Origin of the sequence: Sulfitobacter sp. 1A12056, assembly GCF_043558125.1 — a bacterium.
Taxonomy (GTDB): Bacteria; Pseudomonadota; Alphaproteobacteria; order Rhodobacterales; family Rhodobacteraceae; genus Sulfitobacter; species Sulfitobacter faviae.
This window is the reverse complement of the sequence record NZ_JBIFFY010000004.1, coordinates 49,382-75,557: the sequence shown is the minus strand read 5'-3', so window position 1 is coordinate 75,557 and position 26,176 is coordinate 49,382. Positions and strand designations below refer to the sequence as shown.

General features: G+C 64.4%; 22 protein-coding genes and 1 riboswitch. Of the genes, 7 read left to right on the top strand and 15 right to left on the bottom strand.

The genetic code is table 11. From position 1 onward, the window contains the following. Positions 1-17 precede the first annotated feature (17 nt). The 5 genes from ACGYLD_RS10105 to ACGYLD_RS10085 all read right to left on the bottom strand — a co-directional run bounded on the left by ACGYLD_RS10105 (position 18) and on the right by ACGYLD_RS10085 (position 5,360). Positions 18-857: an ABC transporter permease gene (locus ACGYLD_RS10105; RefSeq protein ID WP_271693855.1), complete on the bottom strand. Its 840-nt coding sequence runs from the start codon at positions 855-857 to the stop codon at positions 18-20. Continuing rightward, the gene (locus ACGYLD_RS10100) at positions 857-1,717 is read right to left on the bottom strand and encodes an ABC transporter permease (RefSeq protein WP_271692323.1); all 861 of its coding nucleotides are present in this window, start codon (positions 1,715-1,717) and stop codon (positions 857-859) included. Before ACGYLD_RS10100 ends, ACGYLD_RS10105 begins: the two co-directional genes overlap by 1 nt. Next, positions 1,717-2,502, bottom strand: coding sequence for an ABC transporter ATP-binding protein (locus ACGYLD_RS10095; protein WP_271692324.1), 786 nt, complete (start codon positions 2,500-2,502; stop codon positions 1,717-1,719). The genes ACGYLD_RS10100 and ACGYLD_RS10095 overlap by 1 nt, the downstream gene beginning before the upstream one ends. A 74-nt stretch (positions 2,503-2,576) precedes the next feature. Continuing rightward, on the bottom strand, positions 2,577-4,037 hold the full coding sequence (gene hydA, locus ACGYLD_RS10090; protein WP_271692325.1) for a dihydropyrimidinase: 1,461 nt from the start codon (positions 4,035-4,037) through the stop codon (positions 2,577-2,579). A 72-nt stretch (positions 4,038-4,109) separates the two neighbouring features. Then, complete coding sequence (locus ACGYLD_RS10085) at positions 4,110-5,360, bottom strand: Zn-dependent hydrolase (protein WP_271692326.1); 1,251 nt, start codon at positions 5,358-5,360, stop codon at positions 4,110-4,112. A 156-nt stretch (positions 5,361-5,516) separates the two neighbouring features. Between ACGYLD_RS10085 and ACGYLD_RS10080 the strand changes: the two genes are divergently transcribed. Continuing rightward, entirely contained in the window at positions 5,517-6,155 is a 639-nt protein-coding gene (locus ACGYLD_RS10080) for a TetR family transcriptional regulator C-terminal domain-containing protein (RefSeq protein WP_271692328.1), read from the top strand. Positions 6,156-6,254: 99 nt separating this feature from the next. Further along, positions 6,255-6,467, top strand: a complete 213-nt coding sequence (locus ACGYLD_RS10075; RefSeq protein WP_271692329.1) for a hypothetical protein — start codon at positions 6,255-6,257, stop codon at positions 6,465-6,467. A gap of 22 nt (positions 6,468-6,489) precedes the next feature. On the opposite strand, the gene preA is transcribed toward ACGYLD_RS10075, so the two are convergent. After that, complete coding sequence (gene preA, locus ACGYLD_RS10070; protein ID WP_276154083.1) at positions 6,490-7,803, bottom strand: NAD-dependent dihydropyrimidine dehydrogenase subunit PreA; 1,314 nt, start codon at positions 7,801-7,803, stop codon at positions 6,490-6,492. Between the two features lie 25 nt (positions 7,804-7,828). Continuing rightward, a complete protein-coding gene (locus tag ACGYLD_RS10065) occupies positions 7,829-9,160 on the bottom strand; it encodes an NAD(P)-dependent oxidoreductase (RefSeq protein ID WP_271692331.1) in 1,332 nt (443 codons plus the stop codon). Positions 9,161-9,491: 331 nt separating this feature from the next. On the opposite strand from ACGYLD_RS10065, the gene ACGYLD_RS10060 reads away from it, so the two are divergent. Continuing rightward, positions 9,492-9,698 (top strand): cold-shock protein, encoded by a 207-nt coding sequence (locus ACGYLD_RS10060; protein WP_209217039.1) that lies wholly within the window; start codon positions 9,492-9,494, stop codon positions 9,696-9,698. A gap of 49 nt (positions 9,699-9,747) precedes the next feature. Here the strand turns inward: ACGYLD_RS10060 and ACGYLD_RS10055 are convergent, their stop codons facing one another. Next, positions 9,748-10,404 carry an arylesterase gene (locus ACGYLD_RS10055; RefSeq protein ID WP_276154082.1) on the bottom strand — a complete coding sequence of 219 codons (657 nt, stop codon included), beginning with the start codon at positions 10,402-10,404 and terminating at the stop codon, positions 9,748-9,750. 50 nt (positions 10,405-10,454) lie between these two features. Between ACGYLD_RS10055 and ACGYLD_RS10050 the strand changes: the two genes are divergently transcribed. Continuing rightward, positions 10,455-11,123 carry an ABC transporter ATP-binding protein gene (locus tag ACGYLD_RS10050; RefSeq protein ID WP_271692335.1) on the top strand — a complete coding sequence of 223 codons (669 nt, stop codon included), beginning with the start codon at positions 10,455-10,457 and terminating at the stop codon, positions 11,121-11,123. Continuing rightward, on the top strand, positions 11,120-13,651 hold the full coding sequence (locus ACGYLD_RS10045) for an ABC transporter permease (protein WP_394402412.1): 2,532 nt from the start codon (positions 11,120-11,122) through the stop codon (positions 13,649-13,651). The genes ACGYLD_RS10050 and ACGYLD_RS10045 overlap by 4 nt, the downstream gene beginning before the upstream one ends. Before the next feature lie 34 nt (positions 13,652-13,685). Here the strand turns inward: ACGYLD_RS10045 and gcvP are convergent, their stop codons facing one another. From gcvP to gcvT, 3 genes are all read right to left on the bottom strand, one after another. Beyond that, positions 13,686-16,532 (bottom strand): aminomethyl-transferring glycine dehydrogenase, encoded by a 2,847-nt coding sequence (gene gcvP, locus ACGYLD_RS10040; protein ID WP_394402410.1) that lies wholly within the window; start codon positions 16,530-16,532, stop codon positions 13,686-13,688. A gap of 107 nt (positions 16,533-16,639) precedes the next feature. Next, positions 16,640-16,999: a glycine cleavage system protein GcvH gene (gene gcvH / locus ACGYLD_RS10035; RefSeq protein ID WP_067265267.1), complete on the bottom strand. Its 360-nt coding sequence runs from the start codon at positions 16,997-16,999 to the stop codon at positions 16,640-16,642. A 21-nt stretch (positions 17,000-17,020) separates the two neighbouring features. Beyond that, positions 17,021-18,154, bottom strand: coding sequence for a glycine cleavage system aminomethyltransferase GcvT (gene gcvT, locus ACGYLD_RS10030; protein ID WP_394402408.1), 1,134 nt, complete (start codon positions 18,152-18,154; stop codon positions 17,021-17,023). 149 nt (positions 18,155-18,303) lie between these two features. Further along, a riboswitch (glycine riboswitch) is annotated at positions 18,304-18,390 on the bottom strand. A gap of 101 nt (positions 18,391-18,491) precedes the next feature. Here gcvT and ACGYLD_RS10025 point away from each other — a divergent pair. Next, complete coding sequence (locus ACGYLD_RS10025; RefSeq protein WP_394402406.1) at positions 18,492-19,082, top strand: gamma-glutamylcyclotransferase family protein; 591 nt, start codon at positions 18,492-18,494, stop codon at positions 19,080-19,082. 107 nt (positions 19,083-19,189) lie between these two features. On the opposite strand, the gene gltX is transcribed toward ACGYLD_RS10025, so the two are convergent. Both gltX and ACGYLD_RS10015 read right to left on the bottom strand, forming a co-directional pair. After that, a complete protein-coding gene (gene gltX / locus ACGYLD_RS10020) occupies positions 19,190-20,527 on the bottom strand; it encodes a glutamate--tRNA ligase (protein WP_271692341.1) in 1,338 nt (445 codons plus the stop codon). Between the two features lie 65 nt (positions 20,528-20,592). Continuing rightward, a complete protein-coding gene (locus ACGYLD_RS10015) occupies positions 20,593-22,137 on the bottom strand; it encodes an MORN repeat-containing protein (RefSeq protein WP_271692342.1) in 1,545 nt (514 codons plus the stop codon). A gap of 205 nt (positions 22,138-22,342) precedes the next feature. On the opposite strand from ACGYLD_RS10015, the gene ACGYLD_RS10010 reads away from it, so the two are divergent. Then, on the top strand, positions 22,343-23,779 hold the full coding sequence (locus ACGYLD_RS10010; protein ID WP_271692343.1) for a nitrilase-related carbon-nitrogen hydrolase: 1,437 nt from the start codon (positions 22,343-22,345) through the stop codon (positions 23,777-23,779). On the opposite strand, the gene ACGYLD_RS10005 is transcribed toward ACGYLD_RS10010, so the two are convergent. Beyond that, entirely contained in the window at positions 23,776-25,302 is a 1,527-nt protein-coding gene (locus ACGYLD_RS10005; protein WP_271692344.1) for a cryptochrome/photolyase family protein, read from the bottom strand. The genes ACGYLD_RS10010 and ACGYLD_RS10005 overlap by 4 nt on opposite strands. After that, complete coding sequence (locus tag ACGYLD_RS10000; protein ID WP_271692345.1) at positions 25,299-25,967, bottom strand: SDR family NAD(P)-dependent oxidoreductase; 669 nt, start codon at positions 25,965-25,967, stop codon at positions 25,299-25,301. The genes ACGYLD_RS10005 and ACGYLD_RS10000 overlap by 4 nt, the downstream gene beginning before the upstream one ends. Between the last annotated feature and the right edge of the window lie 209 nt (positions 25,968-26,176).

The window sequence follows — 26,176 nt, the reverse complement described above, 5'->3', positions numbered from 1 at the left end:
CTGTTGGTTGGTCGTCTCTAGTTCCTTTGGCTGGGGTGCCAGAAAGTCACCCGTCCTTCGATAAGGGCCATGATACCATAGAACGCCGATCCGGCTATTGCCGCGACCACAATCTCGGCCCAGACCAGATCAAGCGCAAGCTGACCCACCGAGGTGGAGATGCGAAAGCCCATCCCCAGCACCGGAGAGCCGAAGAATTCAGCGACGATGGCGCCAATGAGGGCAAGGGTCGTGCCGATCTTCAACCCGTTGAAGACAAAGGGCATCGCCGCGGGCAGCCGCAGCTTCAGAAGCGTCCGCCAATAACCGGCGGCATAGGTGCGCATCAGGTCGCGCTGCATGGCGTCGCTGGCCTGCAGCCCCTGCACCGTGTTCACCAGCATCGGGAAGAACACCATGACCACGACAATCGCCGCTTTCGACTGCCAGCCGAAGCCGAACCACATCACCATGATCGGCGCCATGCCGATGATCGGCAGCGCGGCGACGAAATTACCCACCGGCAAAAGGCCGCGCTGCAAGAACGGAAAGCGGTCAATCGCCAGCGCCGTCAGGAAGGCCGCGCCGCAGCCGATGATGTAGCCGCTGATCGCCCCCTTGATGACGGTCTGCACGAAGTCGATCCACAGGATATCGAGCGACGTGGCCATGCGCGCCGCGATGACTGAGGGCGCGGGCAGCAGCACTTGGTTGATCTCGAACCCGCGCACCACGCCTTCCCAGACGGCGATCAGCGTGATGCCAAAGACCACCGGTGCCGCCAGCGACGCGCCCCGCGAAGGCCGCTGCCGCGCCAGCCAGACGTTGAGCGACAGGCCCGCGACCCATGCGACCACGGCAAAAAGAACCCAGCCCATCATGCCATCCCCATCCGCTTGAGTGTCAGCCTCTGTACCAGCCCGATAAGCCCCACCATCGCCGCCGCAAGCGCCGCCGCCATGAGAAGCGCGCTCCAGATCTGCACGGTCTGGCCGTAGTAGCTACCGGCCAAGAGCCGCGCGCCGAGGCCAGCGACAGCCCCCGTCGGCATCTCGCCCACAATGGCCCCGACCAGCGAGGCCGCGACGCCGACCTTCAGCGAGGTGAAGAAATAGGGCATCGAGGACGGCAGCCGCAGTTTCCAGAAGGTATGCCAGCCGCTCGCGTTCCATGTCCGCATCTGGTCAAGCTGCATCTGGTCGGGGCTGCGCAGCCCCTTCACCATGCCCACGACCACCGGGAAGAACGACAGATACATGCTGATGATCGCCTTGGGCAGCAGGCCCGACAGGCCCACGGCATTCAGCACCACGATGATCATCGGTGCGATGGCGAGGATCGGAATGGTCTGGCTGGCGATCACCCAAGGCATCACGCTCATGTCCATCGTGCGGTTGAAGACGATGCCGACGGCGAGAAGCGTGCCGAGCGCGGTGCCCATGACGAAGCCCAGAAAGGTCGCGCTGAAGGTGACCCATGTGTGATAAATCAGCGAGCGTTTCGAGGTGACCTTCTTCTCCACCGTGGTCTTCCACAGTTCCGCGCCGACCTGATGCGGCGCGGGGAGTTTCGGTTTCTCCTGCGACCATGTGTCGGCCACCAATTCCGAGAATGTCAGCGTTTTGTCGGCCCGTGCTGCCACATCCCGCGCCCATTGCGCGTTGAGTGCTACGGCCGCGCCATACCAGACGACGATCAACAGACCCACGACCGTGAGAACGGGGATAATGTTACGCATCAATCGTCCCCATGCCCGGCGCGCAGCCCCTCGCGCACGCGGTGTGCGATTTCCAGAAACTCGGGCGTCTCGCGGATCTCCAGCGGGCGTTCGCGCGGCAACGGGCTTTCGATCACGTCGGCGATCCGTCCGGGACGCGGGCTCATCACCACGATCTTGGTGCTGAGGTACACCGCCTCGGGGATCGAATGGGTGACGAAGGCGATGGTCTTTTCGGTGCGCGCCCAGAGCTTCAACAGTTGCTCGTTGAGGTGGTCGCGCACGATCTCGTCCAGCGCGCCGAAAGGTTCGTCCATCAGCAGGATGTCGGCATCGAAGGACAGCGCCCGCGCGATCGAGGCGCGCTGCTGCATCCCGCCCGACAATTGCCAAGGAAACTTCTTCTCAAACCCCGAAAGCTCCACGAGGTCGAGCACCCGTTTCACCCGCTCGTCCTGCTCGGCCCGCGGCACGCCCATGATCTCCAGCGGCAAGCGGATGTTGCCGCCGATGGTGCGCCACGGATAGAGGCCCGCCGCTTGGAAAACATAGCCATAGGCCCGCGATTTACGCGCTTCCTCGGGCGAGACGCCGTTGATGGTCACGCTGCCGCCCGTGGGCTGCTCGAGGTCGGCCATGACCCTCAGAAAGGTCGTCTTGCCGCAGCCCGAGGGGCCGATGAAACTGACGAAATCCCCTTTGTGGATCTCGAGGTTCACGTCTTTCAACGCGTGGACCGGCCCGTCATTGGTTTGAAAGGTCAGGTCAAGATTGCTGGCGCTGATCACGCTCTGGCTGTCATTCACGTATTTTACTTCCCTGTTGGTCGGCCGCTTTTAGCGCGGCACTTTACCCGGTTGTCGTGGCGGTTCTACATGGCTCAAATCCCCGCCGGGATGTTCAGCGGGTCGCGCTTGATCATCTTGGGGCTGTTGAGTTCCTTCCATTTGCTGAGGGCGACGTTGGCGCTCGGGAAGGCCGGGCGCGGCACGAAACGGCCCCGGCCGGGCTGCGGCTGGCTGTTCTGCCCCCAAGCCCAGATCACCTCGCCGCGGCTCAGGGTGTAGCGGCTCTGCGCCTTGACCTCGAAGCCTTCGAAGACGTTGTAATCGAGCACCGAATGGTGGTTCGCGGGGCTGATTGTCTTGGTGATCTTCGGATCCCAAACCACGATATCGGCATCCGCCCCTTCGACGATGGCACCCTTCTGCGGATAGATGTTGAGGATCTTGGCGATATTGGTCGAGGTTGCGGCGACGAACTCATTCGGTGTCAGGCGTCCCGTCTCCACCCCTTCGGTCCAGAGCACGGCCAGACGCTCCTCCAGCCCGTTCGAGCCGTTGGGGATGATCCGGAAATCATCGCGACCCGCGCGTTTCTGCTCAGTGCTGAAAGCGGCATGATCCGTCGCCACCACCTGCAGGCTGCCCGATTGCAAACCGGCCCAGAGGCTGTCCTGATGGTCTTTCGAGCGGAACGGCGGCGACATGACGCGGCGCGCAGCATGGTCCCAATCGGTGTTGAAATACTCTGACTCGTCCAGCGTCAGGAACTGGATCAGCGGCTCGCCGTAAACCCGCATCCCCTTCTGCCGCGCACGCCGGATCGCCTCATGCGTCTGCTCGCAAGACACATGCACGATATAAAGCGGCACACCCGCCGTGTCGGCAATGGTGATGGCGCGGTTCGCGGCCTCGCCCTCAAGCTCCGGCGGGCGGGAATAGGCATGGCCCTCCGGCCCGGTGATGCCCTGATCGAAATACTTCTGCTGCAACTCGGCCACCAGATCGCCGTTCTCGGCATGGACCATCGGCAGCGCGCCCAGTTCTGCGCAGCGCTTGAAAGAGGCGAACATCTCGTCGTCCTCGATCATCAGCGCGCCCTTGTAGGCCATGAAGTGCTTGAAGCTGTTCACCCCCATGTCGACCGCGTCCTTCATCTCGTTGAAGACGGTCTCGTCCCAGCCGGTGACGGCCATGTGATAGCCGATGTCGCTGCAAATCTGCGGCGCCGACTTGCGGTGCCATTCGTTGATCGCGTTCTTGATGCTGCCATCCGCGCCGGGCAGGCAGAAGTCGACCACCATCGTGGTGCCGCCGACTGCCGCGGCCCACGTGCCGGACTCGAAGGTCTCAGCCGCCGTGGTGCCCATGAAGGGCATCTCCAGATGCGTATGCGGATCGATCCCGCCGGGGATCACATAGGCGCCTTCCGCGTCGATGTATTCGTCACCCGTGAGGTCCTCGCCGATGCGCTTGATCTTCTCTCCCTCGATCAGCACGTCGGCTTTCCACGTCCGGTCCGCCGTGCAGACCATGCCACCCTTGATTACCTTGCTCATCTTTCTCTCCCCATCTTTCGGGCTATTCACATCGGGGGGCCGGGGCAGCACCCCCGACCTCCGCCCGAGTGTTCAGCCCTTTATTTCCGCTGTCTCCAGCACCGCATGGAGCAGCACATCCGCCCCCGCCTTGGCCCAATCCTTGGTGATCTCCTCTGCCTCGTTATGGCTCAGACCATCGACACAGGGGCACATCACCATCGCCGTCGGCGCCACGCGATTGATCCAGCAGGCGTCATGCCCCGCGCCAGAGATCAGGTTCATATGGCTGTAGCCCAGCCGTTCGGCGGCGTTGCGCACAGCCGTCACGCAACCCTCGTCAAAGGCCACGGGATCAAAGCCGCCGACCTTTTCAAATTCGATCTGCACATCCATATCGTCGGCGATCTTTTGGCCCTCTTCGCGCAGACGGACCTCCATATCCTCGATGACCGACAGTTCGGGCGACCGGAAATCGACGGTAAAGACCGTCTTGCCGGGGATCACGTTGCGCGAATTGGGATAGACCTCGATATGGCCCGCCGCGCCGACCGCATGGGGCGCGTGGCTGAGCGCGATCTCGTTCACCTTCTCCAATACCCGCGCCATGCCCAGCCCCGCGTCGCGGCGCATCGGCATGGGGGTGGAGCCTGTGTGGCTGTCCTTGCCGGTGATCGTCACCTGCGTCCAGCTCAGCCCCTGCCCGTGGGTCACAACGCCGATATCCTTGCCCTCGGCCTCCAGAATCGGGCCCTGTTCAATGTGCAACTCGAAGAAGGCATGCATCTTGCGCGCGCCGACTTCCTCCTCGCCGCGCCAGCCGATGCGCTGCAACTCGTCACCAAAGCTTTTGCCCTCAGCATCGGTGCGCGCGTAAGCCCAGTCTTGTGTGTGGATGCCAGCAAAAACCCCCGACGACAGCATCGCGGGGGCGTAACGGGTGCCTTCTTCGTTGGTGAAGTTGGTCACAACGATCGGGTGTTTGGTCTTGATGCCCAGATCGTTCATCGTGCGGATGATTTCCAACCCGCCGAGCACGCCAAGGATGCCATCGTATTTCCCGCCCGTCGGCTGGGTGTCGAGGTGGCTGCCCACATAGACCGGCAGCGCATCGGGGTCAGTGCCCTCCCGCTGGGCGAACATATTGCCCATCTGGTCGAGCCCCATGGTGCAGCCCGCCTCTTTGCACCACTTTTGGAACAGGGCGCGGCCCTCGGCGTCTTCGTCCGTCAGCGTCTGGCGGTTGTTGCCCCCCGCCACGCCGGGGCCGATCTTGGCCATTTCCATCAAGGAATCCCACAGACGGTCGGGATCAATCTTGAGGTTCTCTCCGGGCGCGGGCATAGGTCACTCCTCTGTCATCGGCTGGGGCCGTGTTGTTTTTTTACCATTTGGTAAATCCACGATTGCGATTAGGTTAGGCTCTGTCAAGAACTGGTTTGAAACAACCCGCCGCCGATCCGGCAAACGCCTTTTTTAGCAGCACCAAGGATCATTGCCTTGCCCGAAAGCACCGCCAAGAAACCCAGCCGCATCCAACGACGCAACCGCCGGGTGATTCTGGATGCCGCGCTCGAAGTCTTTTCCAAACACGGCTACCGGGGTGCCACGCTGGATCAGATCGCCGCCGAGGCTGGGCTGAGCAAACCGAATATTCTCTATTACTTCAATGGCAAAGAAGACATTCACGTCACTTTGCTGTCGCAGCTGATGGAAACATGGCTCGACCCGCTGGTGGAACTGGACCCCGACGGCGACCCCCGGCGCGAGATTTTGGACTATGTCGAACGCAAGCTGACCATGTCGCGCGAACTGCCGCGCGAAAGCCGTCTTTTCGCCAATGAAATCCTGCAAGGTGCCCCGCGGATCGAGCCGGAATTGCACAGCCATCTCAAACCCCTGTTTGATGAGAAATGCGCCGTGATCGCGGGCTGGGTGGCGGCTGGCAAACTGCCCGCGCTGGACCCGCAGCACCTGATATTCTCGATCTGGGCGACGACCCAGCACTACGCGGATTTCGAGGCGCAGGCGCAAATCCTGCTCGGTCCCGAGACCGATCCCCGGCCCCGCGCGCAGGCCCATCTTCAGGCGATGTTCGGCGCGCTTTTGGACCAGCCCGCGCCAGCGCCAAACGGTTAACCATAGCGGCCAGTGGCGCCCTGCGTTTAATCCCCCGTTAACACATGCCCCCCAGTCTGTCTGGCGGGTGTGGGCTCCTTCCAAGGTTAAGGGGCAGTGATGAATGTAGGCGATATAAAGGGCGCAGGGGCTACGCGGGATGCGAAGGGCGCAAATCCGGCAGCGTCCGATGAACCAGCGGGCGCACCGCCCGTCACCCGCGAAGAGATGGCCCGGGATGCGGCCATGGCGCTGATCGTGGCGCGGCGGGAGGTGGCAGAGATACCGCCCCCCGCTGACGATACCACCACCCCGCCCCGCAGAAAATCCTGAACGCGGGGCGGCGGCTCTTGTCTTACTCTGCCGGTTCGACCACTTGGGCAGAGGGGTTGTTGGGGTGCGTGGTCCAGTTGGCATAGTCCGGCGTCACCGTCTTGCCCGTGCGCAGGTCGGTGGTGCCCGCCGCCAGTTCCTCCATTGAGATGCAGTCTTCGACCGGGCAGACGTTGACGCAGAGGTTACAGGCCACGCATTCCTCCTCGACCACCGTGAAGGTGCGGTCTTCGGACATGGCGATGGCCTGGTGGCTGGTGTCCTCGCAAGCGGCGAAGCAACGCCCGCAGGAGATGCATAGGTCTTGGTCGATCTTCGCCTTGGCGACGTAGTTCAGGTTCAACTGGTTCCAGTCAGTGACATTCGGCACCGCGCGGCCCACCAGTTGGTCGACCGAGGTCAGCCCCTTGTCGTCCATGTATTCCGACAGGCCCGAGATCATCTCTTGCACAACCTTGAAGCCATAGGTCATCGCCGCCGTGCAGACCTGCACATTGCCCGCGCCAAGGGCAAGGAACTCCGCCGCGTCGCGCCATGTGGTGACGCCGCCGATGCCGCTGATTGGCAGACCGTGGGTCTCGGGGTTGCGGGCGATCTCGGCCACCATGTTGAGCGCGATGGGCTTGACCGCCGGGCCGCAATAGCCGCCGTGGGTGCCCTTGCCGTCGATCGTGGGCTCAGGCGCGAAGAGGTCGAGATCGACCGAGGTGATCGAATTGATCGTGTTGATCAGGCTCACCGCATCCGCACCACCGCGCTTGGCGGCCTCGGCAGGGTAGATCACGTTGGTGATGTTCGGCGTCAGCTTCACGATGACCGGCATCCGCGTGTACATCTTGCACCAGCGGGTGACCATTTCGATATATTCCGGCACCTGCCCCACGGCAGAACCCATGCCGCGCTCAGCCATGCCATGCGGGCAGCCGAAGTTCAGCTCAATGCCGTCGGCGCCGGTCTCCTCCACATGCGGCAGAATGGCTTTCCACGCCTCCTCCTCACAAGGGACCATGATCGAGGCGATGAGCGCGCGGTCGGGGTAGTCGCGTTTCACCGCCTTCATCTCGCGCAGGTTCACTTCCAGCGGGCGGTCGGTGATCAACTCAATGTTGTTGAGGCCCAGCAGCCGCCGATCCGCGCCCCAGATCGCGCCGTAGCGTGGGCCATTGACGTTGACCACCGGCGGCCCTTCGGAGCCGAGAGTCTTCCAGACCACCCCGCCCCAGCCCGCCTCATAGGCGCGGCGCACATTGTATTCCTTGTCCGTCGGCGGGGCGGAGGCCAGCCAGAACGGGTTGGGGGATTTGATCCCGATGAAGTCGCTTCTCAGATCAGCCATGTTATGTCTCCCTCTCGGCGCGGCCTCAGCCCGCCGCCCCCATCAATGTGGTGTGAATGTCCATCGCCGCATCACGGCCCTCGGCCACGGCGGTCACCGTCAGGTCATCGCCGCCGCTGGCGCAGTCGCCCCCGGCCCAGACCCCGTCGAGGCTGGTGCGCCCGGTGCCATCGACCTTGATCTTGCGCCCGTCGAGTTCGGGCAGCCCCTCGCCCAACAGCGTCTGACCGATGGCCTTGAACACCTGATCCGCTTGCAGGCGCAGGGTTTGGCCGGTGCCCTTCATCGCCTCATCGACATATTCAAACTCGATCTCGCGCACCGACCCGTTGCCATGGACGGCAATCGGCACCGCATGGGTCACGATCCGCACCCCCTTGGAGGCAGCGAGGTCTTGCTCGAACACGCTTGCATTCATCCGGTCGCGCCCGCGGCGATAGACCAGCGTCACATTCAACGCACCCAGCAGCTTCGCCTGCACCGCGGCGTCCACCGCCGTCATCCCGCCACCGATCACCACCACATCACGGCCAATCGGCACGCCGGAAAGATCGCCAGACTGACGCAGCTCCGAGATAAAATCGACCGCATTGGCGACCCCGGCCTTATCCTCGCCCTCGGCCCCAAGGGCATTGACGCCCACCAGCCCCATGCCGAGGAACACCGCATCGTAGTCGGCCTTCAGCTCTTCGAGCGTGACATCCCGGCCCACGGCAACCTCGTGCCGGAAGGTGATCCCGCCGATCTGCATCAGCCAATCGACCTCGGCCTGCGCGAAGCCGTTCGGGGTCTTATAGGCCGCAATGCCATATTCGTTCAGCCCGCCGGGCTTGGGCCGCGCGTCGATGATCTCGACATCATGGCCCAGCATCGCCAGACGGTGCGCGCAGGACAGACCCGCTGGCCCTGCGCCGACAACGGCGATGCGCTTGCCCGTGGCTGCGGCCCGCTCGAAGGGATGCACGCCCTGCGCCATCAAATGATCCGTCGCATAGCGCTGCAACTGACCGATCAACACCGGCTTGCCCTCGGCCACCTCGCGCACACAGACCTCTTCGCAAAGCGTTTCTGTCGGGCAGACCCGGGCGCACATGCCGCCGAGGATGTTCTGGCTCAGGATCGTCTTGGCCGCCGCATCGGGCGTGCCAGTGGCGATCTGCCGAATGAACAGCGGAATGTCGATGTCGGTCGGGCAGGCCGTCATGCAGGGCGCGTCGTGGCAAAAGTAACAGCGGTCCGCCGCGACCAGCGCCTCATGTTCATCCAAGGGCGGATGAAGATCCGAAAACCCCTCGGCATAGCTCTGCGGTTCTAACCGCCCCGGAACGATCCCCGGCTCAAACACATCTCGTGCCATATCAAAATCCCTGTCGTTTTCTTGGTGTTTTGAAAACGCTCTCATGGAATCATTTTTTTATCAACTGGTAAATTTTTGAAAACCGCGCCTTCCGGAAAATCCCGAGATGCCTGCCAGTTTTGTAACAGGCAGGTTATATTTCATGGGCGCTTCCTTGCTTGCGGCCCCTCGCCCCGTAAAAATCCTTGATTTTAAAAATAGAGATTCCAATATCACAACTGCGACGCGAAGACTTTTCGACCCGGCTGCCCTAAGGCTCCAGCGATCACGAATTCGACCGAGCCGCGCTGCCGCATGTTGCGGGCAGATCAAAGAAAGGGAGACACGGGGCATGGCTACTGGCACCGTAAAATGGTTCAACACGACAAAAGGCTACGGCTTCATCGCACCTGATGCGGGCGGCAAAGACATCTTTGTCCATATTTCCGCAGTGGAACGCGCCGGGCTGACCGGGCTGGCCGACAACCAAAAGGTCACTTTTGACGTCGAAGCGGGCCGCGATGGCCGCGAAAGCGCGAGCAACATCGCGCTGGCCTGAACGGGCCACATCACGAGGATCGAAACGGACGCTGCGGCGTCCGTTTTTGTTAGCGGCGCTCGGCGGCGCGGGCGGCAAGCTCTGCCACCGCAGGGCCGATGTCCTCCACGATCAGCGCCACCCCTTCGGCATTGGGGTGGATGCCGTCGCCTTGGAAATAGCGCTGCACCGTCTCGCTCCGCGCGCTGGCGGCATTCTTTTCCTCGGCCAGCAGGCCGGTAAAGAAGTCCGGGTAGAACAGCGTGCCGTAAGCCTCGGCCAGATCGGGGTAGAGCCCTTCGAAATCCGCCTTATAGCCTGCCCCATAGTTGCCCGGCGCGCTCATGCCGACCAAGAGCACCTCAACCTCCGCCTTTTCCGCAGCGGCAAGGATGCCGTCGATGTTGCCGCGCGCCTGCGCCGGGTCCAGCCCGCGCAGCAGGTCGTTGCCCCCCAGCGTCACGATCATCGCGTCCACCTCGGGCGTCAGGGTCCAGTCGACCCGCGCCAGCCCGCCAGCGGTGGTATCGCCCGACACGCCCGCGTTGAGGATCTTGGCCTCGACCCCCTCGGCATCCAGCCAGCCTTGCAATTGCGGCACGAACCCCTCCTCGGCGGGCAGCCCGTAGCCTTGGGTCAGGCTGTCGCCGAGGGCTGCGATCACCACCTCCTCGGCCTGCGCCGCGCTGCCTAAAATAAAGGCAAAACAGATCAATACCTTGCGCATCCTTCGCGGACCTCCATATCCATCACGTATCCCAAGCCAGAGGCGACCCGATGAGCGACCCTGTCTATGACCTTCAAGATGTCACGCTGAGCCTCAAGGGCAATGCCGGCCCCGTCGATATTCTGCGCGGCATTTCGTTGCAGGTCCAGCAAGGGGAGAGCATCGCGCTGACCGGCGCTTCCGGGTCGGGGAAATCATCGCTGCTGATGGTCATGGGCGGGCTGGAGCGCGCCACCGGCGGCAAGGTCACCGCCCTCGGCCACGACCTGAGCGCGATGCGGGAAGACGGGTTGGCCCGGTTCCGGCAAGGGCGCATGGGGATCGTCTTTCAGTCTTTCCACCTCATCCCCACCATGACCGCGCTTGAGAATGTCGCCACCCCGCTGGAGCTTTCCGGCACCGATGACGCCTTTGACCGCGCCCGGGCCGAGCTTGAGGCCGTGGGACTGGGCCACCGGATCAACCAGTACCCCGCGCAGATGTCGGGGGGCGAGCAACAGCGCGTGGCACTCGCGCGCGCCGCAGCACCCCGCCCCGCGATCCTTTTGGCGGATGAGCCGACAGGCAGTCTCGACAGCCGCAATGGGGCCGCGATCATGGACCTGCTGTTTGAACTGCGCGACCGCCATGGTGCGACGCTGGTTCTGGTCACCCATGCCGATGATCTGGCGCAGCGCTGCGCCCGGGTGGTGGAACTTCGCGACGGGCGCCTCGCATGAGCCTGCGCCTTGCCGCCCGTTTTGCCCGCCGGGAAATGCGCGGCGGCCTGCGCGGCTTTCGCCTGCTGCTGGCCTGTCTTGCGCTTGGCGTGGCCGCGCTGGCCGCTGTCGGGACCGTCCGCGCGGCGATCGAAGCCGGGTTGGAGGCCGAGGGCGCGGCCCTTCTGGGCGGAGATGCCGAGCTTGATTTCACCTACCGTTTCGCCACCCCCGAAGAGCGCGACTGGATGGCCGAACGCGCCACGCGCGTCTCCGAGATCGTCGAGTTCCGCTCCATGGCCGTCACAGGCGCGGGCGAGACCTCAGAACGCGCGCTCACGCAGGTGAAGGCGGTCGATGACCTCTATCCGCTAATCGGCGAGATGGTCTTGGACCCCGCCCTGCCGTTGGAAGAAGCTCTTTCGCCCGAGGCCACCACCCTGCCCGGCGCGGTGATGGAACGGGCGCTGGCGGATCGGCTGGCCCTCTCCCCCGGTGACACTTTCGCGCTTGGCGAGGCTGAGTTCACCCTGACCGCGCTGATCAAACGCGAGCCGGATTCCGCCGCCAGCGTCTTTTCACTTGGGCCCCGCACACTGGTCAAACGCGCGGCACTCGAAGGCTCCGGCCTGCTTGCCCCCGGCACGCTTTTCAATAGCAAATACCGTCTCGAATTGCCCCAGGGCACCGCCCTCGCCCCGCTCGAAGACGAGGCCAAAGCGCGTTTTGCCGATGCCGGGATGCGCTGGACCGACGCGCGCAACGGCGCGCCGGGCGTGGCGCGTTTCGTCGAACGGCTAAGCGCCTTTCTGGTGCTCGTCGGGCTCTCGGGCCTTGCCGTCGGCGGGGTCGGCGTGGCGGCAGCGGTGCGGGCCTATCTGCAACGCAAAACCGCCGTCATCGCCACCTTCCGCAGCATAGGGGCATCCCGCGCGACGATCTTTCAGACCTATTTCATCCAAGTCGGCATTCTGGCCATGGTCGGGGTCGCCCTTGGCCTGCTGATCGGGGCGGGGCTGCCCTTGCTGCTCTCGCCGCTGATTGAGGCAAGCCTGCCCCTGCCCGCGCGTTTCACCATCTACCCCGCCCCACTGATTGAGGCCGCGCTCTACGGGCTGCTGACCGCCGCTCTCTTCACCTTCTGGCCGCTCGCGCGCAGCGCCGATGTCCGCGCCGCGACCCTATTCCGCGACGATTGGCAACGCCAATCGCCTTGGCCCGCCGCGCCCTATCTCGTCGCGATGGCGCTGCTGCTGGCCACTCTGCTTGTGCTGGCGGGTTGGTTCAACGGCTCGTGGTCGCTCACGCTTTGGACACTGGGCGGATTGGCCGCGACGCTCGCCGTGCTCGCGCTGGCGGCGGCGCTCTTGCGTCTGCTGGCCCGTGCTGCGGCCCGCCGGGCGCGGGGCCATCCGCGCCTGCGGTGGGCCCTGGCGGCCATCGGCGGCCCCGGCGAAGGGGCGACGGCGGTGGTGCTGGCGCTTGGCCTTGGCCTGTCGGTACTGGCCGCGGTGGGGCAGATCGACGGCAACCTGCGCCGGGCAATCTCGGGCAACTTGCCTGATGTGGCGCCCTCCTACTTTTTCGTCGACATTCAGAAAGACCAGATGCCCGGCTATACCGCGCGGCTTGAGGGCGATCCGGCCGTGTCGCGCATCGAAAGCGCCCCGATGCTGCGCGGCGTGATCACCCAGATCAACGGACGCCCCGCGCGTGAGGTCGCGGGCGATCACTGGGTCGTGCGCGGCGACCGGGGGGTGACCTATGCCGCGCTGCCGGGCGAAGACACGCGGATCACGGCGGGGGAATGGTGGGCGCAGGATTACAGCGGCGATCCGCAAATCAGCTTTGCCGCCGAAGAGGCCGCAGAGATCGGGCTGGAACTGGGCGACACGCTCAGCGTTAACATCCTTGGCCGCGACATCGCTGGCACGATCACCAGCTTTCGCGAGGTCGATTTTTCGACCGCCGGGATCGGTTTCGTGCTGACGATGAACCCCGCCGCCCTTGCAGGCGCGCCGCATAGTTTCATCTCGACCGTCTATGCCGAACCCGAGGCGGAGGCCGCGATCCTGCGCGATCTTGCCAGCGAATACCCCAACATCACCGCCATCCGCGTGCGCGATGCGATCGACCGGGTCGCGGCGGTGCTGGCTGGGCTCGCCTCTGCCATTTCCTTTGGCGCCTTGGCCACGCTGGCGACGGGGTTCATGGTGCTGATCGGGACCGCCGCCGCAGGCACCGGCGCGCGCAGCTATGAGGCGGCGCTGCTGAAAACCATGGGGGCCTCGCGCCGCGCCATCGCCACCAGCTTTGTGCTGCGCGCCGCGCTGCTCGGCCTCTTTGCCGGGGCGGTGGCGTTGCTGGCCGGGGTCACCGGTGGTTGGGCCGTGAGCCATTTTGTTATGGAGACTGATTTCGCCGTGGTCTGGCCCAATGCGCTTCTGATCATCGCGGGCGGCGTCTTGGCCACGGTGCTGGCCGGTCTGGGCTTTGCGCTGAAGGCGCTGAACGCCCGGCCCGCGGATATGCTAAGGGCGCAGGAATGATCCCGCGCCCTTAGGTGTTGTCTGGGTCTGAACCTTACTCCGCCGCTTCGGCGTAATCCTCCAGCGGTGGGCAGGTGCAGATCAGGTTGCGGTCGCCGTGCACGTTGTCGACACGGTTGACCGGCGGCCAATATTTGTCGACCCGGAAGGCGCCCGGGGGGAAGCAGCCCTGCTCACGGCTGTAGGGCCGGTCGCCCCATTCCACCACCAGATCCTCCACCGTATGCGGCGCGTTCTTGAGCGGGTTGTTGGCGCGGTCCATGCGGCCTTCCTCGATCTCGCGGATCTCCTCGCGGATCGCCAGCATGGCATCGCAGAAACGGTCAAGCTCGGCCTTGGTCTCGGACTCGGTGGGCTCCACCATCAGCGTGCCCGCCACCGGCCAGGACATGGTCGGCGCGTGGAAGCCGCAGTCGACCAGACGCTTGGCGACATCCTCGTTGGTGATGCCCGCCGTCTCCTCATAGGGGCGCACGTCAATGATACATTCATGCGCCACCCGGCCGGAGGGGCCTTTGTAGAGCACGTCGTAAGCCCCTTCGAGCCGCTTGGCGATGTAGTTGGCGTTGAGGATCGCCGCCCGGGTCGCCTGCGTCAGACCCTCGCCGCCCATCATCAGGCAGTAGGACCATGAGATCGGCAACAGCGAGGGCGAGCCGTAGGGTGCGGCCGAGACCGCGGCGCCTTCCTCATTCGGGTGGCCCGGCAGATGCGCGATCAAGTGCGATTTCACGCCGATGGGGCCCATGCCGGGGCCGCCGCCGCCATGCGGGATGCAGAAGGTCTTGTGCAGGTTCAGGTGGCTCACGTCGCCGCCCAGATCGCCGGGGCGGGACAGGCCCACCATGGCGTTCATGTTGGCCCCGTCGATATAGACCTGCCCGCCGTGGTCATGGGTGATCTTGGTCACCTCGTGCACGGTCTCCTCGAAGACGCCGTGGGTCGAGGGATAGGTGATCATGCAGCCGGCGAGGTTCTCGCTGTGCTGCTCGGCCTTGGCGCGGAAATCATCAAGGTCGATGTCACCGTTGGAGGCGGTCTTGATGACCACCACCTTCCAGCCCACCATCTGGGCCGAGGCCGGGTTGGTGCCATGCGCGCTCATCGGGATGAGGCAGATGTTGCGGTGCCCCTCGCCCTTGGCGCGGTGGTAGGCGGCGATGGTCAGAAGACCTGCGTATTCGCCCTGCGCGCCGGAGTTCGGCTGCATGGAAATCGCGTCATAGCCGGTGATCTCGCAGAGCTTCTCCGAGAGATCGTCGATCATTTCCTGATAGCCAAGCGCCTGATCGGCAGGCACGAAGGGGTGGATGAGCGAGAACTCGCGCCATGTCACCGGCATCATCTCGGCGGCCGAATTGAGCTTCATCGTGCAGGAGCCCAAGGGGATCATCGCCCGGTCGAGCGCGAGGTCGCGGTCCGCGAGACGACGCATGTAGCGCATCATCTCGGTTTCGGCCCGGTTCATGTGGAAGATCGGGTGCGTGAGGTAATCGCTCGTGCGCAGCAGCCCCTCGGGCAGACGGTACTCGGGCGTGAAATCATCATCCGCCTGACGGATGCCGAAGGCGCGCCAGACCGCCTCGATCGTATCGGGGCGGGTGCGTTCGTCGAGCGTGATCCCGACGCGGGTCTCGCCCACGCGGCGCAGGTTGATGCCCTCGTCCACGGCGGATTTCATCACCGCGGCCTGCAGCGGGCCGACCTCGATGGTGATCGTGTCGAAATAGGAATCGGGCTGCACCTCGAAGCCCGCGGCCTCCAGCCCCTTGGCCAGACGCACGGTCTTGCGGTGGATGCGCTGCGCGATGGCTTTCAAGCCTTCCGGCCCGTGGAACACGGCATACATCGAGGCCATGACGGCCAGCAGCGCCTGCGCGGTGCAGACGTTCGACGTGGCCTTCTCGCGCCGGATGTGCTGCTCGCGGGTCTGCAGCGACAGGCGGTAGGCGCGGTTGCCATGGGCGTCGATGGAAACCCCGACGATGCGTCCCGGCATCGAACGCTTCATCGAATCGCGGCAGGCCATATAGGCGGCATGCGGGCCGCCATAGCCCTCGGGCACGCCGAACCGCTGCGTGCTGCCCACGGCGATGTCCGCGCCCATGGCGCCCGGCTCTTTCAGCAGGGTCAGCGACAGCGGGTCGGCGGTGACGATGCCCACGGCCTTGACCTCGTGCAGCGCCGCCATGTGGTCGGTGAAGTCGCGCACATGGCCATAGGTGCCGGGATACTGGAAGATCGCGCCGAAGACCTTCTCGGCCTCCATTTCCTCGGGTTCGCCAACGATGACCTCGATGCCCAGAGGCTCAGCGCGGGTCTTCATCACGGCGATGTTCTGCGGGTGGCAGTTCACGTCGATGAAGAAACCCTTGGCCTTCGATTTCGAACTGCGCTGCGCCATGGTCATCGCCTCGGCACAGGCCGTGGCTTCGTCGAGCAGCGAGGCGTTGGCGATCTCCAGCCCGGTGAGGTCGCTCACCATAGTCTGGAAGTTCAGCAGCGCTTCGAGGCGGCCCTGCGAAATCTCGGGCTGGTAGGGCGTATAGGCGGTGTACCACGCCGGGTTCTCAAGGATGTTGCGCTGGATCGCCGGGGGCGTGACGGTGCCGTGATAGCCCTGCCCGATGAGGCTGGTCAGCACCTTGTTCTTGCCCGCCACGCGGCGCATGTGCTCAAGCACCTCACGCTCGCTCATCGCCTTGCCGAAATCCAGCGGCTCTTTCGCGCGGATTGCTTTGGGCAGCGTGTCGTCGATCAGCGCATCAAGGCTCTCGGCGCCCACGGTGTCGAGCATCTGAGACATCTCGGAAGGGGACGGGCCAATGTGACGCCGATTGGCGAAATCATAGGGCAGATATTCGGTGGGCTTGAAGCTCATGTCGGGTTCCTCGTCACGGCGCGGCAGGGCGCCCCCTGTTTGTGGCGCGCCGCCCATGGGGCGACGCAGGTGATCAGCATCGCCGGTCCCCCGGCGCGCGCGGCGGTTTAGCCGATGAATTTCTGATAGGCGGCTTCGTCCATGAAGTCGTCCATCTGGCTGGCGTCAGAGACCTTCATCTTGAAGAACCACGCCTCGCCCTGCGGGTCGTCGTTGACCATGCTGGGGTTGTCGGTCAGCGCGCCGTTAACCTCGGTGATTTCACCGTCGATGGGCGCAAGGATGTCCGACGCCGCCTTCACGGATTCGATCACGACGACCTCGTCGTCCTTGCTGACGGTGGTGCCTTCCTCGGGCAGTTCCACGAATACGACATCGCCCAGCTGCTCGGCGGCGTGATTGGTGATGCCCACGACCACTTCGTCACCCTCGACGCGCAGCCATTCATGCTCTTCGGTAAATTTCATAATGGAGTTCCCTGTGTAGATTCAGCGTTTGAAGTTCGCCGCGACGAACGGCATTTTCGTGACAGTCAGCGGCAAGCGCTTGCCGCGCACCTCGCCCCAGAGCGCGGTGTCGACCTTCGCATGCTCGGCGCTGACATATCCCATGGCAACCGGGCCGCCAACCGTCGGACCAAAGCCGCCGGAGGTCACGCGGCCGATCTCGTTGCCGCCCTCGGCGGCATCATAAATGGCGACCCCCTCGCGCATCGGGGCACGCCCCTCGGGCAGCAACCCCACGCGCTTGCGCGGCGCGCCGTCGGCCAATTGTTGCAAGATCACGCCCGCGCCCGGGAAGCCGCCCGCGCGGTCGCCATCCTCGCGCCGCACCTTCTGGATGGCCCAGTTCAGCGCCGCCTCGACCGGCGTGGTGGTGGTGTCGATGTCGTGACCATAAAGGCAAAGCCCGCCTTCCAGCCGCAGACTGTCCCGCGCCCCAAGGCCGATCGGTTCGACCTCCTCCATCGCCAAAAGCTTTCGCGCCAGCGCCACCGCGTCACCATTGGCGACGGAAATCTCGTAGCCATCCTCCCCGGTGTAACCCGAGCGCGACAGGGTGACGGTGATCCCATCAAGATCGACGTCCCGCGCCACATCCATGAATTTCATATCCACCACCGAAGGCTGCAACCGCGCCAAGGCGGCCTCGGCCTGCGGCCCCTGCAGCGCCAGCAGCGCGCGGTCGTCCAGCACCTCGATCTCGCAACTGTCCGACAGCGCCTCCCGCATCAAGGCGATGTCATCATCCTTGCACCCGGCATTCACCACGACAAACAGATGATCGCCCAGATTGGCCAACATCAGGTCATCCAAAATACCGCCATTGGGATCGGTGAACATGGCATAGCGCTGGCGCATCTCACCAAGGCCCAGCACATCGACGGGCACGAGCCGCTCCATCGCCAAGGCCGCATCCTCATAGCTGCCAGACTTCGCGCGAACGACGACCTGCCCCATGTGGCCCACATCGAACAACCCGGCGGCGGCACGGGTGTGCAGATGTTCCTTCATCACGCCAAGAGGGTATTGCACGGGCATGGAATAGCCCGCAAAGGGCACCATCTTGGCCCCCAGTTCCACATGCAAATCATGCAATGCCGTCTGCTTGAGATCGCTCATCCGGTTCGCCTTTCCTGTCGCTTCCGGATGACCTTTTGACCATGCCGGCACCTTGGCGCCGCAAATGCTGCGCCTGATGCCCCCTCTGTCCTTCCGCCTGAGATCGTTATCCCTTCGGCGTGCGCATCCGCGCCCCTCTCCAGAGTCTTGGTCACATCACGGTCCTGGGGCCTGAGAGTTTCCGGGGCGGTTGCTCCTTCGGCATCGGCGTTAACCGATTCTCCCGTGACGATTGGGCCTTTCGTATGCTGGGGCATACCTCTGCGTCAAGCATGCTTGTGAGCCGATGCAACACATGTTTTCTTACCGGCAACACGGCAGATGGAAAGCACCCCGCATGACCCCCTATTTCTTTGGCTACGGCAGCCTCGTGAACCGCAACACCCATAGCTACCCCGATGCCCGCCCGGCGCAGCTCGACGGCTGGCGCCGCCAATGGGTCCGCACCGAAGGCCGCGATATCGTCTATCTTTCCGTGGTGCAGCACCCCGCCGCCCGGATCGACGGGCTGATCGCCGCCGTGCCGGGCGCGGATTGGGCAGCGCTGGACAAACGCGAATACAGCTACGAACGCCACGCCTCAGGCGGCGCGGTGGTGCATGACCTGACCCCCGCCCCCGACATCGCCCATTACGCGATCCCCGCCGACATCGCGGTGACCCACGGCGATCACGTCATCCTGCTCAGCTACCTCGATGTGGTGGTCCAAGGCTTCCTGCGCGAATTCGGCACCGATGGCGCAGCACGTTTCTTCGACACGACCGACGGCTGGGACACGCCCATCCTCGACGACCGCGCAGCCCCCCTCTACCCGCGCCACCAAACGCTGACAGAGGCGGAAACCGCCGTGGTCGACCAGCACATGGATCGCCTGTCAGTGCAGATCAAAGAACGCGCCGAAACAACCTTCGCCGCAAGGAACTTCTAAGGGCCAAAACACGCCCCCCCAAAACTTCCTTCATCCTTTCTCAAATACCCTCGGGGGTCCGGGGGCAGCGCCCCCGGGAGGCTGCCTCAAGCCCCCAAGCACGCCAATCAGCCGCGCGCCCTCACCACCTGCAACAGCGGCATCACCTGCGCCATCTCCGGCCCATGCTCCTGCCCCGTCAGCGCCAGACGCAATGGCCGGAACAGCCCGCGCCCCTTGCGGCCCGTGGCTTCCTTGACCGCTGCGGTCCAGCTGGACCAAGTGGTCTCATCGAAGGGCATTTCGGGCAGCAGCAGCATGGCCTGCGCCACGAATTCGCGGTCTTCCTCGGCAATCACGGGCTCCGCCCCGTCGCGGAACATGGCCCACCAAGGGCCGAGGTCTTTCAGGGTCGAGATATTCTCGCGCGTCACGGCCCAGAACTGCGCGGCCTTATCCTCAGGCACGCCGAGAGCGGTGATGTCGTCTTTCACGGCTTCCAGCGGCAATTGCTGCAAGTAGCGCCCAGTCAGCGGGAAGAGGTCAGCCACGTCGAATTTCGTCGGGGCCGAGCCGAAGCGGTTGATGTCGAAGCCGTCGATCAGCTCTGCCATATCCGTGCGCAGTTCCACCGGATCGGAGGACCCGAGCCGCGCCATCAGGCTCAGAAGCGCGAAGGGCTGGACCCCCTGCTCACGCAGATCGCGCAGCGCCAATGTGCCCAAACGCTTGCTCAACGCCTCGCCCTGCGGGCCGGTCAACAGGGAGTGGTGCGCGAAGGAGGGGACATTACCCTGCCCAAGCGCCTCCATGATCTGGATTTGCGTGGCGGTGTTGGTCACATGGTCCGAGCCGCGCACCACATGGGTCACGCCCATCTCGGTGTCGTCCACAACGCTCGCCAATGTATAAAGGATCTGCCCGTCGCCGCGGATGAGCACCGGGTCACTGACCGAGGCCGCGTCGATGGAGATATCGCCAAGAATGCCGTCATCCCATTCGATCCGCGCGTGATCCAGCTTGAAGCGCCAGACCCCATCGCCGCGTTCGGCCCGAAGGGCGGCTTTCTCTTCGTCCGACAGGCTCAGCGCGGCGCGGTCATAGACCGGCGGCTTGCCCATGTTGAGCTGTTTCTTGCGCTTGAGGTCCAACTCCGTCGGCGTCTCGAAAGCCTCGTAGAAACGGCCCTTCTCGCGCAGGTCATCGGCGGCGGCGTGGTAGCGGTCCAGCCGCTCGGACTGACGCTCGACCCGGTCCCACTCCAGACCCAGCCATTCGAGGTCTTGCTTGATGCCATCGACATATTCTTCCTTGCTGCGCTCGGGATCAGTGTCATCGATGCGCAGGATGAAAGTACCGCCCGCCTTGCGCGCGATGAGGTAGTTCATCAGCGCGGTGCGCAGGTTGCCCACATGGATATAGCCAGTGGGGGACGGGGCGAAACGGGTGATTGTGGGGTTGGACATCTGGCGTACTCCTGTTGCGCGCGGGCTTGCCACAGGGCGCGGGCGTTGTCCAGCAAAGGCGGGGGTCAGCCCCCGTCTGCTGCGGTGCCGGTCTGCGCGGGCGTGGCCTCTGACGTATCCGCGCCGGTGCTGTCCTCGGGCGCGGGTGTTTCGGTGGCCGCGTCCTCACCGCCAGCCTCTTCCGAAGCCGCCTCCGCCGCTTCCGAGGCTTCGGCCTCGCTAGCCCCATCACTCAGCGCGCCGTTCTCCCATTGGCCTGAGGCTTCCTCGCCGCTGGCATAGCGCATGGTGCCGCTGCCCTGCCGCTTGCCCGCTTTGAATGTGCCCTCATAGACATCGCCATTGGCATAGGTCGCAACACCCTGCCCTTCGATCTCACCCTCGGTCCACTCGCCCTCATAGACGAAACCGCTGGCCATGGTGATCTTGCCCTGACCGTGGCGCTGGCCGTCCCTAAAGGCCCCCTCGTAAACGGTGCCATCGGGATAGGTCGCCTTGCCCTGCCCATGCCGCTGGCCGTCTTGCCAGCCGCCCTCATAGCGGTAGCCATCGGCATAGGTCATCACGCCTTGGCCGTGGTTACGGGCGTCCTTGAACGCGCCTTCATAGACCACGCCGTTGGTATAGGTGGCGATGCCCTCGCCCTCGATCACCCCGGCGACCCATTCGCCCTCATAGGTGGAGCCATCGGGATAGGTGATCTTGCCCGTACCATCGGCCAGATCATTGCGGAAGGTGCCGACATAGACCGACCCGTCAGGATAGGTCACCTGACCCTCGCCTTCGATCTGCCCCGCCACCCAAGAGCCGGTATAGACATAGCCATCGGTGCCGGTGAAGGTACCCTGCCCATCGCGGCGGTCATCCTTGAAGTCGCCCTCATAGGTGTCACCGTTTTCATAGGTGACCTTGCCCTTGCCCTCACGCCGCCCCGCGACCAGCGTGCCTTCGTAGACGTCGCCATTGGGTTGGGTCAGTGTGCCGGTGCCGTCGATCTGGCCGTCTTTCCATTTGCCCACATAGACCAGCCCGTCGGGCATGGTCAGCGTGCCTTCGCCGCTGCGTTTGCCGGCTTCGATCTCACCTTCATAGACCGCGCCATCGGGATAGGTGATCGTGCCGACGCCCTGTTTGACGCCATCGACCCAATCGCCCTTGTATTCATAGCCACCGGGGCTTTGCATCACGCCTTTGCCGTGGTGTTTGGCGTTGCGGAACGCGCCCTCATAGCGCACGCCATTGGCGTAGATCGCCACGCCCTGCCCCATGATCGCGCCCGCTTCCCATTCGCCCTCATAGGTGCCGCCATCGGCAAAGGTGATCTTGCCCAGACCGTCAGGCTTGCCCTTGGCGAAATTGCCTTCATAGACCGACCCATTGGGGAAACGCGCGACGCCTTCGCCCTTGATCTCCCCCTCGACCCATTCGCCGGAGTATTCATAGCCATTGGGCAGCTTATAGGTGCCGGTGCCATGCTGAAGACCGCCTTGAAAGGTGCCCTCATAGATGCCGCCGTCGTCATATTCCTTGGTCAGCACCTGCCCGTCCTGCGCCGCAAGCGGCGTGGCCAGAAGGGCGATCAGACAGAGGGGCAGGCTGCGGTGCAACATGGGCGGAAATTCCCGATCTCGTTAAGTGGCATTCGGCCCGAGGTTACGGGTGATAGAGGGCAGAGGCAACGTGTTTGCAAGAGGGGCACGCCGGTTTGGGCGGATCCCGCGCACCCGGTGCTGCGGGTCAGCTCTGCGCACGGGGGTTTCGCCCCCGGTCCGATCTGCTAGACCCACCCGGTGCCAGCCAGCCCGGAGCCTTGCCATGTCAGACCGTTTCCGCCTCACCCTCGGGCAGTTGAACCCCACCGCCGGTGATCTGACCGGCAACGCGGCATTGGCCCGCAACGCATGGCAGGCCGGGCGCGACGCAGGCGCGCAGATGGTCGCCCTGCCCGAACTCTTCCTGACCGGGCATGACGCGCAAGGGCTGTCGCAAAACCCTGCCTTTCAGCACGATGTCTTGGCGCAGCTTGAAGCGTTGGCCGCGCATTGTGCTGATGGCCCCGCCTTGGCACTTGGCGCGCCGTGGGTCGCGGCGGGCAAGCTCCACAACGCTTACCTTATTCTGCAAGGCGGAAAGATCGCGCACAGGGTGCTGCAACACGCGCCCCGACCGCGCGCGCCCTTCGATCCCGTGCCGATCAGCGGCCCCTATGCGGTGGCGGGGCTGCGCATCGGCTCTCCCATCGGCGCGGATGGTGAGACGGGCGACGTGGCCGAAACGCAGGCCGAGACGGGGGCCGAACTGCTGCTGATCCCCCATGCCGCGCCCCATTTGCGCGGCGCGATGGAGCGGCGCCTCAACCACATGGTCGCGCGGGTGATCGAAACGGAATTGCCGGTGATCCACCTCAACATGACCGGCGGCGAGGGTGAGACGGTTTTCGACGGCGCCACATTCGCGCTGAACCCCGGCGGCAAGCTGGCATTGCAGATGCCCGCCTTCGACACAGCGTTTGCCCATGTCGATCTAGAGCGCGGTCCCGAGGGCTGGAGCATCGCCGAAAGCGCCTTCGCGCCGCAGCCAGATGCGCTGGAACGGGACTATCTGGCCTTGGTCGTGGGGCTGCGGGACTATGTTGCCAAAACCGGCGCTTCCAAAGTGCTGATCGAACAGGCCGAGGGGAACGATACCGCACTCGCGGCGGCAATCGCGCGGGATGCCTTGGGGGCCGAGAATGTCCGCCAGATTGCCCTGCCGCTGTCGGACAATCTGCACGCCGCGCTGCGGGATGAACTGGCCGCGCTCGGGGCAGAAGTCAGCACCGAGACGCTCACCCCTCCCCTGCGCGGCCTGATGCTGCACGCCTTGGCCGATGACGCGGGGGAGATGCTGCTGACGGCACAGAACAAATCCGCCGCCGCCATGGGGACTGTGGCCCTGCCGGGGGATTTCAACCCGGTCAAAGACCTGTACCAAACCGAGGTGCGGGCACTTTGCGACTGGCGCAGCAAGACGGCGCGGGCATGGATGCAGGGGCCGGCGCCCAGCCCGGCCTCCTCCCCCGACACGGAAAAGGCCCGTGCAGAGGACGCCATCCTGCGCATCCTGCTGGAGGACGGCGGCAACGTTGATGACTGCGTGGCGGCGGGCCACGCGCCGCAGAGCGCGCAGAGGCTTGCAGGGCGGATCGCAGCGGCGAAGGCGCGCAACGGGCCAACCGTTCCCGGCCCGCGTTTGAAAGCAGCGACGGCCTAGACCGTCTCGCCCGCGTCCAACCGCTGCAACCATTTATCCGCATCGCGCAGGACCGCTTCGCGCCGGTCGTCGTCCATACGGTCCCAAGTGGCATAGATGTTTTTCATCCGCATGTTGCCCTGAAACCGCTCGCGGTGGCGGTAAAGGAAATGCCAGTAGAGCAGGTTGAAGGGGCAGGCCTTCGGGCCCGCCTTGGTGCTGACGCTATAGCTGCACCCTTTGCAGTAATCCGACATGCGGTTGATATAGGCTCCGGACGACACATAGGGTTTCGAGGCGATCACCCCGCCATCGGCGAATTGGCTCATGCCCACCGTGTTGGGCGCTTCGACCCATTCATAGGCGTCGGCGTAGACCTCCAGATACCACTCATGCACCTGATGCGGGTCGATCCCGGCCAGCAGGGCGAAATTGCCCGTCACCATCAGCCGTTGGATATGGTGGGCATAGGCGTGTTTCTGGGTCTGGCCAATCGCCTGACGCAGGCAATTCATCTGGGTATCGGCGCCCCAGTAAAAGGCAGGCAAGTCCCGGTCGTGGCGCAGCACGTTGCGCTCAACATAGTCCGGCCCTTCGAGGAAATAGATGCCGCGCACATATTCCCGCCAACCGAGGATCTGGCGGATAAACCCTTCGGCGGCGTTGATCGGCACGTCTCCCGCCTGCCAGGCTTCCTCAGCAGCGCGGCAGACCTCTAACGGGTCCAGCAGCCCGAGGTTGAGATAGGGCGAGATCAGCGCGTGAAAGAGATAGGGCTGCCCCTCTAGCATCGCGTCCTGATAGTCGCCGAAACGCGGCAGGGCGTGGGCGATGAAATGCGCCAACACTTGCAAGGCTTCCGCGCGCGTCGTGGCAAAGTCAAAGGGGTGCAGATCGCCGAAGTTGTCGCCATAGCGCGCCGTCACCAGTTCCAGCACCGCCTCCACCTCCGCATCGGGGGCGAAGGTCAGCGGGTCGGGGATATCCAGCCCTTCTTTCGGAGGTTTGCGGTTGTCGTGGTCGAAATTCCACTTGCCGCCTGCGGGGTCATCGCCCTCCATCAACAACCCCGTCTCGCGGCGCATCTCGCGGTAGAAGTATTCCATCCTGAGCGCCTTGCGCCCCTCGGCCCAATCCTCGAACCGTTTGCGGCTGGCGATGAAGCGGTCATCCGGCACAAGCCGTGTGGGGATCGGCGCGTGGGTCAGCGCGTTGATCAGCCGCCACTCCCCCGGCTCGGTCACGATCACCTCACCCGCGCCCGCCTCTTCCGCACGGCGGAGCAATTCGCCCACGATTGAGCCCGCATTCTCGGGATCGTCCAAGGGGGTATAGCGCAGCGTCCAGCCGTCTTTCTCCAACGCACGCGCGAACTTGCGCATCGCGGCAAAGACCAGCGCGATCTTCTTAGGGTGGTGGCGGACATATTCCGCCTCTTGCGCCACTTCGGCCATGACCACCACATCGCGCGCCTTATCCGCTTCGCGCAGGGACGACAGGTTTAGCGAGAGTTGATCGCCCAAGACCAAGATCAAACGGCTCACCACGGCACCGCCTCTCCGGCCCAGTCGAAGAACCCGCCGCTATCGTCCGGGGTCAGCCCATCGATCACCCGCAGTAGATTGCCCGCCGCTTGGGGAGCCGGAACAGCCGGATGGCGGCCAAGGTATTTCTCGGTGAATGGTGTCTCCACAGTGCCGGGATGCAGCGCCACGCAGATGCTTTGCGGATGGCTGCGGCTCAGCTCGATCGCGGCGGTATGCACGATCTGGTTCACCGCCGCCTTGGCGCTGCGATAGCTGATCCACCCGCCCAGACGGTTGTCCCCGATGGAGCCGACCCGCGCCGAGAGCACGGCGAACACCGCACGCCTGTCGCGGGGCAAAAGCCTTGCTGCGTGGCGCAGCACCAGCGCCGGGCCGACCGCGTTCAGCGCGAACTGATCCAGCATCGCCTTTTGCGTGACGGCACGCAGCGATTTCTCTGGTGTGGCCCCGTCGATCTCCAACGCGCCGGTGGCGACGATCACCGCGTCGAAAGGGCCACTCAGCCCCTCCAGCGCGGCATTGACCGATGCCTCATCCGTCAGGTCCAGCCCATCGCCCGTGCGGGACAGGGCCGTCACCGTATCGCCGCGCGCACGCAGAGCCGCACTTAGCGCCGCGCCGATCCCGCCGCTGGCCCCAATTACCAGCACCCGCGCGCTCATGCCGCCACCCATGGTATCACTTGTCGCTGCATCCTGATCTCCCTTGCTTATTGGCAGATAGGCGGCGCTGACGCAGGGGCAAACAAAAGCCGCAACACCCCCTTTTCATTTGAAAAGACGGGCGTATAACTACTCCCATGACACAGGCCGTCCATATCCCGACCCTGCCGCGCAACTGCGCGGGCCTGCTGCGCGCCAACTTGCTGCAC